General features: G+C 65.9%; 18 protein-coding genes. 13 read left to right on the forward strand and 5 right to left on the reverse strand.

The genetic code is table 11. The annotated features are described in order from the left end of the window. Positions 1-3 precede the first annotated feature (3 nt). Complete coding sequence (locus SMA01S_RS19810) at positions 4-714, forward strand: DUF3142 domain-containing protein (protein ID WP_084250468.1); 711 nt, start codon at positions 4-6, stop codon at positions 712-714. A gap of 125 nt (positions 715-839) precedes the next feature. Here SMA01S_RS19810 and SMA01S_RS19815 read toward each other — a convergent pair whose 3' ends face one another. The 3 genes from SMA01S_RS19815 to SMA01S_RS19825 all read right to left on the reverse strand — a co-directional run bounded on the left by SMA01S_RS19815 (position 840) and on the right by SMA01S_RS19825 (position 4,457). After that, complete coding sequence (locus SMA01S_RS19815) at positions 840-3,650, reverse strand: YVTN family beta-propeller repeat protein (RefSeq protein ID WP_066826578.1); 2,811 nt, start codon at positions 3,648-3,650, stop codon at positions 840-842. A 62-nt stretch (positions 3,651-3,712) separates the two neighbouring features. Continuing rightward, entirely contained in the window at positions 3,713-3,985 is a 273-nt protein-coding gene (locus SMA01S_RS19820) for a DUF3297 family protein (RefSeq protein WP_066826581.1), read from the reverse strand. Between the two features lie 91 nt (positions 3,986-4,076). Next, positions 4,077-4,457 carry a hypothetical protein gene (locus SMA01S_RS19825; protein ID WP_066826583.1) on the reverse strand — a complete coding sequence of 127 codons (381 nt, stop codon included), beginning with the start codon at positions 4,455-4,457 and terminating at the stop codon, positions 4,077-4,079. A 138-nt stretch (positions 4,458-4,595) separates the two neighbouring features. On the opposite strand from SMA01S_RS19825, the gene SMA01S_RS19830 reads away from it, so the two are divergent. The 4 genes from SMA01S_RS19830 to SMA01S_RS19845 all read left to right on the forward strand — a co-directional run bounded on the left by SMA01S_RS19830 (position 4,596) and on the right by SMA01S_RS19845 (position 7,037). After that, positions 4,596-4,997 (forward strand): EVE domain-containing protein, encoded by a 402-nt coding sequence (locus SMA01S_RS19830; RefSeq protein WP_066826584.1) that lies wholly within the window; start codon positions 4,596-4,598, stop codon positions 4,995-4,997. Then, positions 4,994-5,482 carry a P-loop nucleotide/nucleoside kinase family protein gene (locus SMA01S_RS19835; protein ID WP_066826586.1) on the forward strand — a complete coding sequence of 163 codons (489 nt, stop codon included), beginning with the start codon at positions 4,994-4,996 and terminating at the stop codon, positions 5,480-5,482. The genes SMA01S_RS19830 and SMA01S_RS19835 overlap by 4 nt, the downstream gene beginning before the upstream one ends. Before the next feature lie 65 nt (positions 5,483-5,547). Next, positions 5,548-6,147: a sigma-70 family RNA polymerase sigma factor gene (locus SMA01S_RS19840; RefSeq protein ID WP_245649345.1), complete on the forward strand. Its 600-nt coding sequence runs from the start codon at positions 5,548-5,550 to the stop codon at positions 6,145-6,147. After that, positions 6,144-7,037: a hypothetical protein gene (locus tag SMA01S_RS19845; protein WP_066826587.1), complete on the forward strand. Its 894-nt coding sequence runs from the start codon at positions 6,144-6,146 to the stop codon at positions 7,035-7,037. Before SMA01S_RS19840 ends, SMA01S_RS19845 begins: the two co-directional genes overlap by 4 nt. Before the next feature lie 54 nt (positions 7,038-7,091). Here the strand turns inward: SMA01S_RS19845 and SMA01S_RS19850 are convergent, their stop codons facing one another. Continuing rightward, on the reverse strand, positions 7,092-7,535 hold the full coding sequence (locus SMA01S_RS19850) for a winged helix-turn-helix transcriptional regulator (protein ID WP_066826589.1): 444 nt from the start codon (positions 7,533-7,535) through the stop codon (positions 7,092-7,094). A gap of 73 nt (positions 7,536-7,608) precedes the next feature. Between SMA01S_RS19850 and SMA01S_RS19855 the strand changes: the two genes are divergently transcribed. From SMA01S_RS19855 to SMA01S_RS19865, 3 genes are all read left to right on the forward strand, one after another. Further along, entirely contained in the window at positions 7,609-8,421 is an 813-nt protein-coding gene (locus SMA01S_RS19855) for an SDR family NAD(P)-dependent oxidoreductase (protein ID WP_066826590.1), read from the forward strand. Positions 8,422-8,571: 150 nt separating this feature from the next. Continuing rightward, a complete protein-coding gene (locus SMA01S_RS19860; RefSeq protein ID WP_439654319.1) occupies positions 8,572-9,945 on the forward strand; it encodes a GH1 family beta-glucosidase in 1,374 nt (457 codons plus the stop codon). A 70-nt stretch (positions 9,946-10,015) separates the two neighbouring features. Further along, the gene (locus SMA01S_RS19865) at positions 10,016-10,684 is read left to right on the forward strand and encodes a peptidylprolyl isomerase (RefSeq protein ID WP_066826592.1); all 669 of its coding nucleotides are present in this window, start codon (positions 10,016-10,018) and stop codon (positions 10,682-10,684) included. A 72-nt stretch (positions 10,685-10,756) separates the two neighbouring features. Here SMA01S_RS19865 and typA read toward each other — a convergent pair whose 3' ends face one another. Continuing rightward, positions 10,757-12,595 (reverse strand): translational GTPase TypA, encoded by a 1,839-nt coding sequence (typA, locus tag SMA01S_RS19870; RefSeq protein ID WP_066826593.1) that lies wholly within the window; start codon positions 12,593-12,595, stop codon positions 10,757-10,759. A gap of 164 nt (positions 12,596-12,759) precedes the next feature. On the opposite strand from typA, the gene SMA01S_RS19875 reads away from it, so the two are divergent. From SMA01S_RS19875 to SMA01S_RS19895, 5 genes are all read left to right on the forward strand, one after another. Beyond that, on the forward strand, positions 12,760-13,452 hold the full coding sequence (locus SMA01S_RS19875) for a DUF6058 family natural product biosynthesis protein (RefSeq protein ID WP_066826594.1): 693 nt from the start codon (positions 12,760-12,762) through the stop codon (positions 13,450-13,452). 65 nt (positions 13,453-13,517) lie between these two features. After that, positions 13,518-14,087: an NADPH-dependent FMN reductase gene (locus SMA01S_RS19880; protein WP_084250469.1), complete on the forward strand. Its 570-nt coding sequence runs from the start codon at positions 13,518-13,520 to the stop codon at positions 14,085-14,087. Beyond that, positions 14,087-14,986 carry a hypothetical protein gene (locus SMA01S_RS19885; RefSeq protein ID WP_066826596.1) on the forward strand — a complete coding sequence of 300 codons (900 nt, stop codon included), beginning with the start codon at positions 14,087-14,089 and terminating at the stop codon, positions 14,984-14,986. Before SMA01S_RS19880 ends, SMA01S_RS19885 begins: the two co-directional genes overlap by 1 nt. A 123-nt stretch (positions 14,987-15,109) precedes the next feature. Continuing rightward, positions 15,110-16,324, forward strand: coding sequence for a toxic anion resistance protein (locus SMA01S_RS19890; protein ID WP_066826598.1), 1,215 nt, complete (start codon positions 15,110-15,112; stop codon positions 16,322-16,324). Beyond that, entirely contained in the window at positions 16,325-17,029 is a 705-nt protein-coding gene (locus SMA01S_RS19895; protein WP_066826599.1) for an HAD family hydrolase, read from the forward strand. It begins immediately after the preceding gene. Positions 17,030-17,122: the final 93 nt, after the last annotated feature.

Raw genomic sequence — 17,122 nt, forward strand, 5'->3', positions numbered from 1 at the left:
ACGGTGATCCGCGCCGTCATCGCCATCGCGGCATCGGGGGTCGCGCTGCTGCCGGTCCCGATTGCGCGCGAGCCGAGGGTCGCGCCGGTTTATGACGCGGTGTGGCTATGGGCGGGGGTGAAGGCTCAGCCGGCGCTGGCGACGGCCAAGCGATTGTATCTGCTGCAAGGGCAGGTCGAGGCGACCGATCCGGTTCGTTATGCGGCGCAGCGCGCGGCGATTCCGCGGCTGGGCAATCGCGAAGTCTGGATGGTGGTGCGGGTCGAGACGCTCGCCTGGTCGCCCGCCATCTACGACCAGCTGCTCGCGGCGCTGGAGCGCTGGCGCGCGGCGGGCAACCGCGTTGTCGGCGTGCAGATCGATTTCGACGCGCGCACGCGACATCTGGAGGATTATGCGGCGTTCCTGCGCGGATTGCGCGCGCGGTTGCCGAGCGACTGCCGCCTCGGGATCACTGGACTGCTCGACTGGAGTGCGAACGGCGATCCCAAGGGGCTCGATGCGCTGGCCGGCATGGTCGATGAGGCGGTGTTGCAGATCTATCAGGGACGCCACGTCATCCCTGGGTATCAGGCGTATCTGGCCAAGCTCGATCGGCTCAGGCTGCCGTTTCGGATCGGCTTGCTTCAGGGTGGCGAGTGGGCGCCACCGCCGGGGTTGGAGGCCAACCCCTGGTTCCGGGGGTATGTGACGTTCCTGCGGAATCCGGATTAAGCGCTTTGGGCTTTTTTAGCCCCTCCCCTTCAGGGGAGGGGTTGGGGTGGGGCAGTACCACAGACAATGCGCTCTGCGAGACATCCCCCGCCCCTAACCCCTCCCCTGAAGGGGAGGGGCTTGTCTTAAGAAGCCGGACACACTCGCCCAGTCGCCGCTTTTTGCAGCAAGCTCGCCCGGTTCGCCCGCAGATCGGCGCCGCTGCGCGCCTGCGGCTCGGGACCATCGGCGAGCCCGCGCCACAACGCCGCGTTGAAGCGCGGCGTGTCGAGCCGGTCCTCGCTGGTGAAATCCTGGCCCTGCATCGCCGCCGCCCACCAGCCGGCATCGCGCGGCGGGCAGGTGTTAGCGGCAGTAGCCTTCGCGACGAAGCGATCGGCGGGGATCGGCAGCTTGGTACCGCGCAGCACGTCGGCTGCCTTCGCGCGGAAGCTCCAGTCCTTCTGGTTCAGGTCGAACACATCCGCCATCGGCGCCGCGAGCGCGTCGTTGAGCCCGAGCGGCGGCAGGCCAAGCACCGCCTCGATCGTGCGCAGCATGCTGACCGTGGTGTAGCGGGTCGTTACCAAAGCGTGCTGTTTGACATACGGCCCGACGACGAACGCGATGCTGCGCCGCGCGTCGACATGGTCGCCGCCATTCTGGGCGTCGTCCTCGATCACGAACACCAGGGTCGAGTCCTTGAACGAGCTGTTGGCGATGCGTTCGAGCACCATGCCGACCGAATAGTCATTGTCGGCCATCTCGGCCTCGACCGTGTTCACGCCGTCGACCGCTTCCTTGAAGTCGCCGAAATGATCGTGGCTGAGGCGGAGCAGGGTGAGGGCGGGCATCGTCCCGGCCTTGTCCTGCTGGTCGAACTCGCGCTGCCATTCGAGCATACGCCAATAATCCGGCAGCTTTTGGTCGAAGCCGCGGAAATAGGGATCGCTGCGGCTGGCGAGGTCGCGGTCGGCGGGCGTCCAGATCGTGTGCTTGTCCTTGAACGGCTCGCGCAGCAGCGGGACGAACCCCGGCGACTCGCTGTCGTATACCGAGGCATCGGCGAACCCGTAATTGCGCACGGTCAGCCCGGCGCGGATCGCGGCGTTCCACAAATAGCCTTGCCCGGGCAGCTTGTCGTCATCGGCATCGGGCGCGTTGAGCAAAGCGGGGCCGGGCATCAGATCGGGATCGTCGGGATGGCGGGGATCGGCTTTGCGGCGCTCCGCGAGGCTGAGGCTGGTCGCGACGTTGCGATCCGCTTCCTCCGATTCATAGGCCAGCCCGCGCGCTGCGTAATTCACCGGCGCGGTCTTCTCGAGCAGATCGGGGACGCGGGCGGCGGTGGTCCAGGTCCAGCCGGTGCTCGATTGCTCGCCCGAATCGTAGAAATTGTCGAGCGTGACGAAATCGCGCGCCATGTTGTGATGGTTGGGGCTCAGCGCCTCGCCCAGGATCGCCAGGCGTGGATCGCCATTGCCGATCTCAAGGTCGCCGAGCACCTGATCATAGGTGCGGTTTTCCTTCACGATGAAGACGACGTGCTTGATGCGCTTGGCGACCTCCGCCATCCGCGCCTCCGCGGCGCGGCGCGCTGTGGCGTTCGACAGGCCGATATTGTCGGCGACCTGCAACGTCGTCTTCGCCAGCGCTTGGCCGTCGGGCATCGCGAAGTGGAGCAGCCCGGCCTTTTCGAGCTGGAAGACATATTGGTTGGCCGCGCCGCACGCGCTCGGCTGGGCCTTCTGCACCGCGATTTTGGGGGCGCAGCCCTGGGGATTGGGGCCGGGCGGGCTCTTGCGGTTGACGACGAAGACGCGCCCACCGTCGGCGCTGGTCGCGACCGCGCTGGGATACCAGCCGGTCGGCACCACGCCGACCACCTCAGCCGTTGACGTGCTCGGCGTGACCATCGCCACCGCGTTGATCCCGCCATAGGTGACCAGCAACGTGCCCGCGGGCGTCAGCGCGAGGCCGTTGGGATTGATCCCCTTGCCGAGCGGCCCCGCCGACAGGCTGTCGGGCAGGCCAAGTCGTGGCTCGCCGGCGAGCGTGTCGCTGGCAAGATCGACCATCGCCAGGCGATCGGCATTGTCCTCGGTGGCGTAGAGGCGGTGCGTACGGGACGCGATCAGCATCGCGGTCGGCTCGCCGGTCGTGGCGATACGTTTCGCGACCCGGATCGCGCGGCCGGCGACATCGAGCGCGACGATCTGGCGGTCGCGCGGCGCCGAGACATAGGCGCGTTCATTGTCGCGCCACACGATCGTGAAGGGGAACTCGCCGCCGGGCTTGCCGGCGTCGGCGGGGTCGATCTTGCCCGGCCGCAGATCCTGCTCGGTGATGATCGCGCGCGTGGCCAGATCGATCAGCGTGACCGAATCGTTATAATAATTGGCGACCAGCAATCGCTTGCCGTCGGGGCTGATCGCGACACCGGCCGCTTGCGGCTTGACGTCGACGCCGTTGCCCGCCTGGTGGCCGAGCTTGATCGGGCTTCCGGCGGGCGCGAACCCCGTCTTGCCGCGGCGGAACAGATGGACGACGTCGTCCACCCCGCCACCGACCGCAAAGCCTCGTCCGTCGGGCGTCCAGGCAATGCCAGAATAGGCGTTGGGCACGACCAATGTCTGCTCGAGCCGCGCGCCGGCGCGATCGATACGATAGGCGAAGACATATTGGCCCGATTGCGCGGCGACGATTTTGCCGTCGGGTCCGTTGAACCGGTTGAAGCCGCTGGTCAGCACCAGCATCTCGCGGCGATCGGGGCTGACCGCGATCGCCGCGGCGCCGTCGGCGACGTAATCGGGATGCGGGCCGACGCGCGACACCAGCGGACGGAACACCGCCCCGGGCGCGGCGAGCGGGGAGAGCGACTGGCCGGTCGGCAATTGCTGGGCGGACGCCGCGGCTCCAACCCCGGCGAGCAGTCCGATTAGCGCGCGCACCCTCATTCACGTCTCCCCTTCATCCGGGGCGGATAGGACGCGGTTGCTACGCTTCGATGACGAAGGCCCTATTCGGCCTCGCCCGACCCCTCGTCCGAGTCCGCACTGGTATGAAAATACGCCTCGACCGGGCCCGACAGCTTGATCGTCAGCGGGTTGCCGTGGCGATCGACCTTCTTGCCGAGCGCGACGCGGACCCAGCCTTCCGAGATCGAATATTCCTCGACGTCGGTGCGCTCGGCACCCTTGAAGCGGATGCCGACGCCGCGCTGCAACGCGTCCTGGTTGAAGAACGGGCTGCGGGGATTGCTCGACAAATGATCGGGGGGCGTATCGGTCATGGCGCGGGCTATTGCCGCGAGCGCGCCCAAAAAGCAAACGGCGCGGGAGAGCCGAAGCCTCCCGCGCCGTCCCAGTCATGCCTGCGTCGGCTTAGTTGCAGACGCGGACCCGTACGCTGCGATCCCAATAGGGGTCGTAGCGGCGCTCGACCCAGCAATGGCGATAGTCGCGGTAGCGGTAGGCGTAATAGCCGTCCGGCGGATAATAGCCGCGCTCACGATAATAATAGTCATCGTAATCAGCGCGATAGCCGCGGCTGCGGTAATAATAATCGCGGTCGTAACGGTTGTTGGCCGACGAAGCGATCGCCGCGCCGAGTGCCAGACCGACGATGCCGCCCGCGATCGCGACGCCGGCGTCGTTGTCGCGATGCCAGCGGCGATAACGCTGTGCATCGGCCGGAGCGGCGGCGGTCAGTGCGGTGGCTGCGAGCGTGGTGCCCAGCACCGCCTTGGTCAGGAACTTGTTCATGTGAAACTCCATCGTCAAGCACTCGGAAACCATACGCTAAACGCAGACTGTCCGAGCCTGTTGCATCCTTCTATGCGAGTCGGTCTGAATGGCCGCTGAGGCGGGCGTTCACTTGGGATTTAGGTAGGGAGATATCGGATGGCGTATTGGTTCCTGCGGTCGGAGCCCGAAGTCTATGGCTGGGATCACCTGGTCCGCGACGGCGGCACCGAATGGGACGGCATCCGCAACTATACCGCGCGCAATTTCCTGAAGGAGATGCAGGTCGGCGATCAGGCGATCCTCTATCATTCGAACACCGAAAAGGCCTGCGCGGGCATCATGGAGATCACCCGCACCTGGAAACCCGATGGTGAGAAAGGCGATTGGGCATCGGTCGCGGTCAAGCCGGTCAAGCCTCTGAAGCACCATGTCACGCTCGCCGAAATGAAGGCCGAACCGCGCCTCGCCAAAATCGAGGTGCTACGTCAGTCGCGGCTGTCGGTGACGCCGGTGCGCGACGACGAATGGGCAGTGCTGATGGAAATGGCGCAGGGATGAGCGTCGGCGCTCTCCATCTGATCACCGGGAAGATCGCCGCAGGCAAATCGACACTCTCCGCGAAGCTGGCGGCGGAAACCGGCGGGCTGGTGTTGGCCGAGGATCAGTGGTTGGCGACGCTATATCCGGCGCAGATCACCTCGCTCGACGATTATCGACGCGAGAGCGGGCGGCTGCGGGCGGCGATCGCGCCATTGATCGTCGATCTGTTGCGGCGCGGCTTGACGATCATCCTCGATTTTCCGGCGAACACCGTTGCCAGCAGGACGTGGATGCGCGGGCTCGCCGATACGGCGGGAATCACCGCGACGCTGCATTTCCTCGATCTGCCCGACGATGTTTGCCGCGCCCGTCTCCATGCGCGAAACGCGGCGGGGACGCACGCTTACCAGGCGAGCGATGCCGAGTTCGACCAGTTCACGGCACATTTCGTGCCGCCGCGGGCGGACGAAGGCTTTATGATCGTTACGCACACAGGGGAGTAGCCCCCGCGAAGGGTTTCGCGCCATCGCGCGTTAAGCTGGCAAGGACCAGACTGGATGACGTGCTGATGAGGTTCACCAGCGCCGCGCGGGAGGCCGCGGCGGCTGACAACGACGATGCGGTGATGGCGCGCATCGCCGGGCGCGATGCCGTGGCGTTCGGCCGCGTGGTCGACGCCCATGCCGCGATGCTCCACCGCATCGCCTATCGCATGATCGGCGATGCGGTGGAGGCCGAGGATATCGCGCAAGAGGCGTTGCTGCGCTTGTGGGCGTCGGCCGAACGCTGGCGGCCGGGCCAGGCGGGGATCGCGGCCTGGCTGACGCGGGTTGCGGTCAACCAATGCCTCGATCGCCTCAGGCGACGGCGTTTCGCCAGCGACGAGGAGCCGCCCGAACGCGCGGATGACGCACCAGGGGCGGAGGCTCAGGTCGAAGAAGACCAATTGCGCCACGCAGCGCGGGCGGCGCTGGGCGATCTCAGCGAGCGGCATCGCGCCGCGATCGTGCTGACATATTACGAGGAGTTACCCAATTCGATGGCCGCGGACGCGCTGGAGCTGAACCTGAAAGCGTTCGAGTCGCTGTTGCTGCGCGCGCGCGGCGCGATGCGGGCCGCGCTGATGGCGCGGGGGCTTACCTCGTTGACCGGGGAGATCGCGTCATGAACGCGAACGGGATGGATTTCACCGCCGCCGAACGCGCCGCGCTCGACCGCGTTTCGGTGCCCGCGATGCGGCCCGGTTTCGCCGCCGATATCGTCTCGGCGGCAACCGCCGGGGTCCGTGTGCCGCCGCGGCGGACCGCGCGCAGCGGCTGGCGCGCGCAGAGCCGCGTCCTGATCGGCGCCGGTGCGCTCGTGCTGGCGAGCGCAACCGCGGCGGCGACCGGCTGGTTCGGCAAGCTGCCGATCGCGATCCCGGGCATCACCCGGACCGTCGTCGTGCCCGAGGTGAAGAAGCCGAAGCACGTGGTGCGCAGGGATAAGCCCAAGACGCCGGTCGGGCAAGCAGAGGTAGCGACCGCGGTGCCCGAGGCCGCGCCGGTTTTACCATTGGAATCGGCACCGCTCCCGCAATGGCGCGTCCAGCGCCAGGCGCGCATCGCGGCGGGGCTGCCGGTTAAGCGGCCGCTGGTGCGCCGTGCGTTGATGGCGCGGTTCCGCGCCATGCCCGCGGCGCAGCGTCAGGCGGCGGTCGCCGAATGGCGGCGGATCAGGGCGCTGCCGCCGCCCGAACGCAAGGCAGAGATCGCCAAGCTCAAGGCAGATTATCTCGCGACCCACCCGCGCGTCGCCGCGCAAGTGGAAAGGCGGCTGGAGGCGAGGTCCGCGCTGGCCGCCTCCGCGGGCGATCCGATCAAGCCGGGCGCCGCGCTTCCGGGCGGCACGACCGGACCCGACGCGGCGATGGCCAATCCGCTTACGCCGCAAGAGCGGTTCGAACGACGCCAGGCCCGCCGCCAATGGTGGATGCAGCGTCGCGCGATGCGATTGCGGTCGGGTCAGCCGTTGCCGGGAAGCGGGCCCGACGAAGGGCAGGGCGCGCCCGACCGTTGAAGGCGAAGACGGGGCTGCCTTCCTCCAATTTCGGCAGCTCCGTCGCCCGCCTGTTCAGGCATCCCCGGGCTGGCGCAGCGTCACCGCGATCTCGGACAACGGCACGCCGGTCTCGGCGTCGACCACCAGCGGCGTGATCGTCCGCCCGCTGCTCGTCTCGACCAGCTCGCTCATCGCGCCTTCGCCGAAATGCTTGCGTGCCCAGCCACCCAGCGCCTGCAGCACCGGCAGATAATCCCGCCCTGCTTCGGTCAGGACGTACTCGTCCCGTGGCGGGCGTTCGCTATAGCGCCGACGCTCGAGCATGCCCGCCTCGACCAAGGCGGCGAGCCGCCTGGTCAGGATATTGGGCGCGATTCCCAGGTTTTTCTGAAAATCGTCGAACCGCGTTCGGCCGAGTCCCGCATCGCGCAGGATCAGCATGCTCCAGGCATCGCCCGTGCGCGCCAGTCCGCGGCCGACCGGGCAGACGCCAAAGGATAATTTCTCAGTGTCCATTGCAAAACGATAGTCACATAACTATCAAAATGCAAGTCGCTCGACTCGGTGCCGGGCGTGAAGGAGAAATTCGATGACTCAAGCTCTCAACCAGACCGCCCTAATCACCGGCGGGTCGACCGGCATCGGCGCGGTCTACGCCGATCGCCTTGCCCATCGCGGCTATGATTTGATTCTGGTGGCACGCGATCAGGCCAGGATGGAGGCGCTGGCCGAGCGCCTGCGCGGCGAGACTGGCCGCACGATCGAGGTGGTTCGAGCCGACCTCACCGATCGCGCCGACCTGGTGCGTGTGGCGGGACGGTTCGCAAGCGATCCGACCATCACGTTGCTCGTCAACAATGCCGGCCTGTCGATGACCGGGGATGCGATTTCGGTCGATCCGGTAGAGATCGAGCGGCTGGTCGCGCTGAACATCACCGCGCCGACCGTGCTGGCGGGCGCCGCGGGCAAGGCATTCGTCGCGCGCGGAGAGGGCGCGATCATCAATCTCGCCTCGGTGTTGGCGCTGGTCGCGGAAATGTTCGACGGGGTGTATTCCGGATCGAAGGCTTTTCTGCTCAATCTGAGCCAGAGCCTGGCAGCGCAATATGGCTCCAAGGGCCTCTATGTGCAGGCGGTATTACCGGGCGCGACGCGGACCGAAATCTGGGAACGGTCGGGCAAGGACGTCAACGCCTTTCCGCCCGAATGGGTGATGGATGTCGATGATCTCGTCGATGCGGCGCTGGTCGGGTTCGATCGCCGCGAGACCGTCACGATCCCGCCGCTAGCCGATGCCGATTTGCCGCAATGGGAAGCAATGCAGGCGTCCCGCATGGCGCTGGGCGGCAAGCTCAGCAACCGCGCGGTCGCGGAACGCTATCGCGAGACTGCCTTGGCCTGAACCGGACGGGCGCCCGTTCGTCGGGCGCCTGCCGACACTGGCAATTGCCGCGAGGCATGGTTAGGCTGCGCGCCATTCCAGGAATAGGAGAGGCGCATGGCAGAGTTTTCCCGGCGTGAGGTCGGCGCGATTTTGGGAACGTTCTCAACGATGGCGGCGGCAAGCCCCGCGCTGGCGGCCGGAGCGGTTGCCGAGCGTCGTTTCCCCAAGGGATTCAAATGGGGATGCGCGACCGCCGCCTATCAGGTCGAGGGCGCGGTCAAGGAAGACGGCCGCGGCGAAACCAATTGGGACATTTTCTCGCACACGCCGGGCAAGGTCGCGAACGGCGACACCGGCGACGTCGCCTGCGACAGTTATCATCGCTATCGCGACGATCACCAGTTGCTCAAGAATCTCGGCGTCTCGACCTATCGGATGTCGCTCGCCTGGTCGCGCATCTTCCCGGAAGGGCGGGGCCAGCCCAATCAGGCCGGGATCGACCATTATAACCGCGTGGTCGACGACCTGTTGGCCAACGGCATCACGCCGTACGTCACCTTGTTCCATTGGGATCTGCCCGCCGCATTGCCCGGCGGCTGGCAGTCGCGCGACACCGCCAAGGCCTTTGCCGATTATGCCGGGTTCATGGCGGGCAAGCTCAGCGATCGCGTGAAGCATTTCATGACGACCAACGAATTCGTCTGCTTCACCGATCTCGGCCACAGAGAGGGTATCCACGCGCCTGGTCTCAAGCTCGATCCGGCCGGGGTCAATCAGGTCCGCCATCACGGCGTCCTGGCGCATGGCCTCGGCGTCCAGGCGATCCGCGCGAGCGCGAAGGCGGGGACGCAGGTCGGGCTGGCCGACAATCCCTCGATCACTGTGCCGGTGATCGAGACCCCCGAGCATATCAACGCGGCACGCAAGGCGATGCGTGAGGTCAATGCCGCGGCGCTGACCGCGGTGATGGAGGGACGCTATATCGACAGCTATCTGACGGCGCAGGGCGCGACCGCGCCAAAGGTCGAGGACGGCGACATGAAGGCGATCGGCAGCCCGCTCGATTTTATCGGGATCAATGTCTACGCGCCGCAATTCGTCCGGGCCGATATCAATGCGCAGGGCTATACGGTCCTGCCGATGCTGGCGTCGTCGCCGCGCATGGCCTCGCCCTGGCTGCGCGTCGGACCCGAATCCGCTTATTGGGCAGTGCGCAACGCGACCGAGCTGTGGAAGCCGAAGGCGATCTACATCACCGAAAACGGCTGTTCGGCGGACGATCCAGTGACCGACGGACGGATCGACGATGCCGATCGCGTGATGTACCTGCGCAATTATATCGGACAGGCGCAGCGCGCCACCGCCGAAGGCCTGCCGCTCAAGGGCTATTTCCTGTGGAGCCTGATGGACAATTTCGAATGGGCCGACGGTTACGGCAAGAGGTTCGGGCTGCACTATGTCGAGTTCAAGACGCAGGCGCGCATCCCCAAGCTTAGCGCCGCCTGGTATCGCGAGCTGATCAGGCGCAACGCGCTCGTTTAGCGGCGAACGGGGGGTTTCTCCGGGCGGCGGATCAGCTATCGGCGGCTCCTGTATATTTTGGAGACGTGACGTGCGGTTCGCGAAACTGACGGTTCTGGCTTTGGCATTCGGAGCGACGGTTTCGGCGGCGGCGCCGCAGAAGGCGGCTGTTCCCAAGGAGCCGCCGATCGTCCGCGTCCGGATGACCACGTCGGCCGGCGTGATCACGCTCGCGATCGATGTCCGGCACGCGCCGAAGACAGGAGCCAATTTCCTTGCCTATGTCGATGACGGCCGGCTCGACGGCACGCGCTTCTATCGCGCGGCGAGGCGCAAGGGCGCGCCCAATCTCGGCTTCGTCCAGGGCGGGATCGACACTGATGCGCGGCGCAGGCTCGAGCCCGTGCCGCTCGAACCGACCAGCAAGACCGGCCTGCATCATGTCGACGGCGCGATCTCGATGGCGCGCTACGACAACCCCAATTCCGGGACGGCCAATTTCTCGCTGATGGTGGGGGCGAGCCCGAACATGGACGCGCGGCCCGGATCGCCCGGCTACGCCGTGTTCGGCCGCATCGTCGGCGGCATGGATGTGGTGAAGCGGATCTTGGCGATGCCCACCAGCCCCGGCGGCGACGGCGCGATGAAAGGCCAGATGCTCATCCGGCCGGTGACGATCATCCGCGCGCAGCGGCTCGACGGCACGCCCAAACCCAGCGGACGCCCGAAAGTGTGGGAATTGTTCGCCGGGATGAAGTGAAAGGCAAAAACCCCGCGCGATGCGAACCGCGCGGGGCCTTGCTGATCGACAGGTCGGATCGAAGGATCAGCCTTACGCTGCCTGCTTCGCCCGGCTGGCCCGCTTCCGCTCGTGCGGATCGAGATAGCGCTTCCGCAACCGGATCGACTTGGGCGTCACTTCGACCATCTCGTCATCGTCGATATAGGCGATCGCCTGTTCCAGCGTCATCTTCTTCGGCGGCGTCAGGCGGATGGCATCGTCCTTGCCGCCCGACGCGCGGAAGTTGGTCAGCTGCTTCGCCTTCATCGGATTGACCTCGAGGTCATCCGGCTTGGCGTTCTCGCCGACGATCATGCCCTCGTACAGCGCCTCGCCATGTCCGACGAACAGGATGCCGCGCTCTTCGAGCGGGCCGAGCGCGTAGCTGTTGGCCTCGCCCGATCCGTTGGAGATGAGCACGCCGTTCTTGCGGCCCTCGATATTGCCCTTGTGGGGCCCGTATTTCTCGAACAGCCGGTTCATGATGCCGGTACCGCGCGTGTCCGACAGGAACTCGCCGTGATAGCCGATCATGCCGCGGCTGGGCGCCGAGAAGGTGATACGGGTCTTGCCGCCGCCCGACGGACGCATGTCGGTCAGCTCGGCCTTGCGGATCGCCATCTTCTCGACGACCGTGCCCGAATATTCCTCGTCCACGTCGATGATGACGGTTTCGTAAGGCTCGGTCTTCTTGCCGCTCTCATCCTCGCCGAACAGCACGCGCGGGCGGCTGATGCCGAGCTCGAACCCCTCGCGGCGCATCGTCTCGATCAGCACGCCGAGCTGGAGCTCGCCGCGGCCGGCGACTTCGTAGCTGTCGCGATCGGCGGCTTCGGTCACCTTGATCGCGACGTTGCTCTCGGCTTCGCGGAACAGGCGGTCGCGGATCATGCGGCTGGTCACCTTGGTGCCCTCGCGGCCCGCCATGGGGCTGTCGTTGACGGCGAAGCGCATCGACAGGGTGGGCGGATCGATCGGCTGCGCGTGGAGCGGCTCGGTCACGTCGGGGTCGCAGATCGTGTTGGACACGGTGGTGTGCGTCAGGCCCGCGATCGAGATGATGTCGCCTGCCTGCGCTTCGTCGGTCGGCACGCGCTCGAGCCCGCGGAAGGTCAGGATCTTCGACGCGCGGCCGGTTTCGACGACGTTGCCGTCATTGTCGAGAGCGTGGATCTGCTGGTTGGTCTTGACCGAGCCCGAGAAGATCAGGCCGGTCAGGATGCGGCCGAGGAAATTGTCGCGATCGAGCAGAGTGACGAGGAACTTGAACGGCCCGTCCGGATCGGCCGAGGGGGGCGGAACATGCTCGACGATCTTTTCGAACAATGGAGCGAGCGTGCCTTCGCGCAAGCTCGGATCCTCGTTCGCGTAACCGTTGCGGCCCGAGGCATAGAGGACCGGAAAATCAAGCTGTTCGTCGGTCGCTTCGAGGCTGACGAACAGGTCGAACACTTCGTCGAGCACTTCCTGGATGCGCTCGTCGGGGCGATCGACCTTGTTGACGACGACGATCGGGCGGAGACCCAGCGCGAGCGCCTTGCCGGTGACGAACTTGGTCTGGGGCATCGCGCCTTCCGACGCATCGACCAGCAGGATGACGCCGTCGACCATCGACAGGATGCGCTCGACCTCACCGCCGAAATCGGCGTGACCAGGCGTGTCGACGATGTTGATGCGAGTCTTATGCCCGGCATGATCGTCCCACTCGACGCTCGTGCACTTGGCGAGGATCGTGATGCCGCGCTCTTTTTCGAGATCGTTCGAATCCATTGCGCGCTCTTCGACGCGCTGGTTGTCGCGGAAAGTGCCGGACTGACGGAAAAGCTGATCGACGAGCGTGGTCTTACCATGGTCGACGTGGGCGATGATCGCCACGTTGCGGAGGCTCATGAGATATCCTGATTGGAGCGCCCGAAGGCGGGTTCGGGGGCGCGCATAGCGTAATTTGTGCGGTGCGGGAAGGGGCGCGGGCATCTGCGCCATCATTCGGCGGCTGCCGAAGCATCGAGCGGTCCGCCCTCGCTATCCGTCGGGCGTAGCAAAGGAAGATGCCCATGCACGCTGATGACGACGCCCGCCGCTATGTCGAGCGCTGGTTCTGGACGCTCGACGATCTTGCCGAGGCGGTCGGCGTAGCGCCGGCGCGGGTCGAACACTTGATCGCCGCCAGATGCGCGCCAGGGCCGATCTACGCCCGGGGCGCCGAGGGCTGGTGGAGTGCACTCGGGGCGGACGGCGCAGCGCCCGCGGGCGAGCACTGGTACAGCCCGGGCGCCGCCTGGGGCCTGCGTCAGGCGGAAATGGCGACGCGCGGCGGGAGCTCCCTGGCGGAGGCGGCAGCTATGTTGCGCGACCGTTTCGCCGACCGGTTCGTGGTGGCGCTCCGTCATCAGCGATATGCGCGCCTGGCCTTTCCGGCCTGTTTCTCGGGCGATGCGATCGATCCCGACGCTGCCCGGGATGCCGCCCAGGATGAATGGGCGTCGTGGATTCAGGGCGGCTATGGCGTCTGCCTGCGCGTCTTCATCGCGGAAACATGTGTCGCCAAGGAATCACTGGGAGCGTGGCTGAAGGCGGCGATCGCCGAGCCCGATTACGATGGCGCCGCCTTGCTCGCCGACGCGGAAGCTCTGGCGGGGCTATTGCTACCCTTTGCCCCCTGGCAGCGCGCGACCGGAACGCCCGGGCGGACGATTGATCGCTTGTTGCGCGAACAGCGCCTCGGCGACGACCGGCCCTACGCCTGACAAAGGCTGACGCTTGATCCTTTTGCGAGGCGCGGCGATGACGGGCTATCAAATGAAAGGCAGTCATGGCGCAGCTCAGGATTTCAGTGATTGTCGGCAGCGTCCGCGATGGGCGCATCTCGTTGCCGATCGCCACTTGGGTGATGGACCGGATCGCCGCGCGCGCCGAGTTCGATGCCGAGCTGCTCGACTTGGCCGAATGGGACCTGCCGATGTTCGCGGAGCCCAATCCTCCCGCGACCGGTCGTTATACCGGGGAGAAGCAGCGCGCCTGGGCGGAAAAGATCGGCACGGCGGACGGCTATATCCTGGTCGCGCCCGAATATAATCACGGCATGAGCGGGGCGCTGAAAAACGCGCTCGACACCGTCTATGCCGAATGGGGCCGCAAGCCCGTCGCCTTCGTTGCGCATGGCGGGATGGGCGGCGCGCGATCGGTCGAACAGCTTCGACAGGTTGCCGTCGCGCTGGCGATGGCGCCGCTCAGCAGCGCGGTGCATCTCCAGGGTGCGGCAAAGCTGCGCGAGGGCGATCGGTTCAATGCGGGTGAAATAGAAGACAGGCGCCTCTCGGCACTGTTCGACGAATTGCTATGGTGGGGTCGGGCGCTCAACGCAGCCCGTGGGGGAAATTGATGCCGAAAATCGCCACTGCAGCGCTGACACTGCTGGTCGCCCTTGCCGCGCCGGCATTCGCGCAGCAGGTCGTCGATCCCAATGCCGATACCGCCGTCACCGATCCGGCCTTCGCACCGGGCAAGGGACCCGTAGTACTGGTCGATTCGGGCCATGACGAATTCCAGACCCTGGCGAAGAACTATGCACCGTTCGGGGCAGTGCTGACGCATGACGGCTATGTCGTGTGGGATTTCGACAAACCGATCTCGGCCGCCAATCTGGCCGGGGCGGGAATGCTGGTGATCGTGGATCCGGTCAATCCGGACGATCCCCCCGGCCGGCCCAAATACCAATCGACCTCGGCCTTCACGCCGCGGGAAATCGCGACGATCACCGATTGGGTGAAGGATGGCGGCGCCTTGCTGATGATCGCCGACCATCCGCCTTATGCCGGCAGCCTGCGTGCCCTGGCGTCGTCGTTCGGTTTCGATATCGAGATGTATGCCGCGCAGAAGGATCCCAATGCGGAGTTCTTCAGCTTCGCGAACGGCGGCCTGGTCGACGGCCCGCTGACGCATGGCCTGCCGCAGATCCAGACCTTTTACGGAACCGCCTTCACCGCGCCCGCCGCCGCTACCCCGTTGCTGCGGTTCGATTCGACCTGGAGGATGCTGGTTACCGACAAGCCGCCCCGGCCGATGACTCCAAACGACCTGCGCGGTGCCACACTGCCGGTTGGGAAAGGACGCGTCGTGTTGCTCGCCGAGGCCGGTGCCTGGTCGGCCCAGCTCTCGGGTCCCAAAAAGCGCTTCATGGGCTTCGACGCGCCGGGCGCGCTCGGCAACAAGCGTTTCATCCGGAATGTGGTCTATTGGCTGGCAACCGGCGCCGCGCCGACCGCCCAAGCCGCCAAATAGCGTCGGAGGCCCGGCACCAAGCGGCGCTTGTCTTTCGGTGCATGCGTGTTACATAAGCAACACACTTGAACGCGCGGCCATTCGTGGCCAGACTCCACGAACCACCGCGAAAAGGGACTGAGAATGGCGACGACCCCGACCGAAACCGTCACGGCCGAACCCGATCTGGTATTGACGCCGCCCGAGCCCGTTGCCGCGGTGACGACGGCCAAGGCGGCGGGGCTGGTGCCCGTCGACGACGCCAAGCGGACCGAACTCGAACGCCGGGTCGATGCGTTCGTCGATGATCTGGTCGCACAGGACGTCGACTCGCCCGAATTCGGCAAGCGCGTCGATGCCATCACCAGCATGGGGCAGAAGGAGATCCGCGAGGCGGCGTCGCAATCGAACCGCTTCCTCGATCGTCCGGTGCGCGCGATGGACAAGGACACCGGCGTCGGTGCCGACCTGATCCAGCTGCGCCAGACGATCGAAAAGCTCGATCCGGGCAAGAACGGCAAGTTGATCTCGGGCGGCCGCGGCCTGCTTGACAAGATTTTCGGCGGCGGGCTCAACACCTATTTCGACAAGTACAAATCGTCGCAGACGCACATCTCGTCGATCCTCAAGAGCCTCGGCTCGGGCAAGGACGAGCTGTTGATGGACAATGCCGCGATCGAGACCGAGCGCGCCAATCTGTGGGCTGCGATGGGCCGGCTCGAACAGATGATCCATCTCGCCAAGACGATGGACGCGAAGCTCGAGGACAAGGCCAACGACCTCGACGCGACCGATCCGGCCAAGGCCAAGGCGTTGCGCGAAAGCGCGTTATTCTATGCGCGCCAGCGGACCCAGGACCTGCTCACCCAGATGGCGGTGACGGTGCAGGGCTATCTGGCGCTCGATCTGGTCAAGAAGAACAATGTCGAGCTGATCAAGGGCGTCGACCGCGCGTCGACCACGACGGTTTCGGCGTTGCGCACCGCGGTCACCGTCGCGCAGGCGCTGACCAGCCAGAAACTGGTGCTCGAACAGATCACCCAGCTCAACACGACGACCGCCAACATCATCGATTCGACCGGCCAGTTGTTGAAGTCGCAGACCGCGCAGATCCACGAACAGGCCGCCGCCTCGACCATCCCGGTCGAGACGCTGCAGCGCGCGTTCCAGAATATCTACGACACGATGGACGCGATCGATGCCTTCAAGATGAAGGCGCTCGATTCGATGAAGACGACGGTCAACACGCTGTCGACCGAGGTCGAGAAGTCGAAGGGCTATATCGCACGCGCCGAAGGTCAGTCGCAGGCCGCGTTGCAGGGCCCGCAGGCCGACAGTTTCAAGCTCGAGGCGGTGTAAATGTCCTCTACCGACGATGTGATCGCACGGGCGCGCGAGACGCTGGACCGGACCTCCGAACGCTATCGTGCGGGGCCGGGCCGGAGCGTGCGGGTCAACGATGTCGGCCAGCGCGTAACGCGGGCGGCGATCGCCGATGCGGCGATCGTCGGGCTGGCCGTAGTGTTCGGCCTGGTCGTCGGGCCGATCGGCATGTTCGGCTTCCTGCTGATGATCGTCGCGATGGTGGTGGCGACGATGGTTCTGCTCGCGACCCCGGCGCAGCGTGCGCCGACGTTCGAGAAACTACGCCAGGTCGATCTGAAGGCACTGCCCGCGCAGACCGGGCGCTGGCTCGATTCGCAGCGCCCCGCGCTGCCCGCGCCGGCGATCAACCTGGTCGACCAGATCGGCCTCAAGCTCGACGCGCTGACCCCGCAATTGGCCACGCTCGACGAGAATGAGCCTGCCGCGGCCGAAATCCGCAAGCTGGTCGGCGAGCAATTGCCCGAATTCATCAAGGGATATGAGCGTGTTCCCTCGGCGCTGCGCAGCGTCGAGCGCAACGGCAAGAGTCCCGATCAGCAATTGGTCGAAGGATTGAGCGTGATTGGGCGCGAGATCGACGAGATGGCGGCACAGCTCGCGCAGGGCGACCTCGATGCGCTGTCGACGCGCGGGCGGTATCTCGAGATCAAGTACCAGGGCGACAAGAGCACGGTTTGATCGGGCGGGAGAGGCCTAAATCTCCCCCTCACCCTTCCGCCGCTTCGCGGCTCCCTCCCGCATCAGGTAAACAGCGCCCCGCGCTGTTTAGGC

Source organism: Sphingomonas mali NBRC 15500, assembly GCF_001598415.1.
Taxonomy (GTDB): domain Bacteria; phylum Pseudomonadota; class Alphaproteobacteria; order Sphingomonadales; family Sphingomonadaceae; genus Sphingomonas; species Sphingomonas mali.

Coding starts and splice junctions, on each gene's coding strand:
- SMA01S_RS19815 (WP_066826578.1), bottom strand. CDS start 3,650: ATGAGGGTGCGCGCGCTAATCGGACTGCTCGCCGGGGTTGGAGCCGCG.
- SMA01S_RS19820 (WP_066826581.1), bottom strand. CDS start 3,985: ATGACCGATACGCCCCCCGATCATTTGTCGAGCAATCCCCGCAGCCCG.
- SMA01S_RS19825 (WP_066826583.1), bottom strand. CDS start 4,457: ATGAACAAGTTCCTGACCAAGGCGGTGCTGGGCACCACGCTCGCAGCC.
- SMA01S_RS19830 (WP_066826584.1), top strand. CDS start 4,596: ATGGCGTATTGGTTCCTGCGGTCGGAGCCCGAAGTCTATGGCTGGGAT.
- SMA01S_RS19835 (WP_066826586.1), top strand. CDS start 4,994: ATGAGCGTCGGCGCTCTCCATCTGATCACCGGGAAGATCGCCGCAGGC.
- SMA01S_RS19840 (WP_245649345.1), top strand. CDS start 5,548: ATGAGGTTCACCAGCGCCGCGCGGGAGGCCGCGGCGGCTGACAACGAC.
- SMA01S_RS19845 (WP_066826587.1), top strand. CDS start 6,144: ATGAACGCGAACGGGATGGATTTCACCGCCGCCGAACGCGCCGCGCTC.
- SMA01S_RS19850 (WP_066826589.1), bottom strand. CDS start 7,535: ATGGACACTGAGAAATTATCCTTTGGCGTCTGCCCGGTCGGCCGCGGA.
- SMA01S_RS19855 (WP_066826590.1), top strand. CDS start 7,609: ATGACTCAAGCTCTCAACCAGACCGCCCTAATCACCGGCGGGTCGACC.
- SMA01S_RS19860 (WP_439654319.1), top strand. CDS start 8,572: ATGGCGGCGGCAAGCCCCGCGCTGGCGGCCGGAGCGGTTGCCGAGCGT.
- typA (WP_066826593.1), bottom strand. CDS start 12,595: ATGAGCCTCCGCAACGTGGCGATCATCGCCCACGTCGACCATGGTAAG.
- SMA01S_RS19875 (WP_066826594.1), top strand. CDS start 12,760: ATGCACGCTGATGACGACGCCCGCCGCTATGTCGAGCGCTGGTTCTGG.
- SMA01S_RS19880 (WP_084250469.1), top strand. CDS start 13,518: ATGGCGCAGCTCAGGATTTCAGTGATTGTCGGCAGCGTCCGCGATGGG.
- SMA01S_RS19885 (WP_066826596.1), top strand. CDS start 14,087: ATGCCGAAAATCGCCACTGCAGCGCTGACACTGCTGGTCGCCCTTGCC.
- SMA01S_RS19890 (WP_066826598.1), top strand. CDS start 15,110: ATGGCGACGACCCCGACCGAAACCGTCACGGCCGAACCCGATCTGGTA.
- SMA01S_RS19895 (WP_066826599.1), top strand. CDS start 16,325: ATGTCCTCTACCGACGATGTGATCGCACGGGCGCGCGAGACGCTGGAC.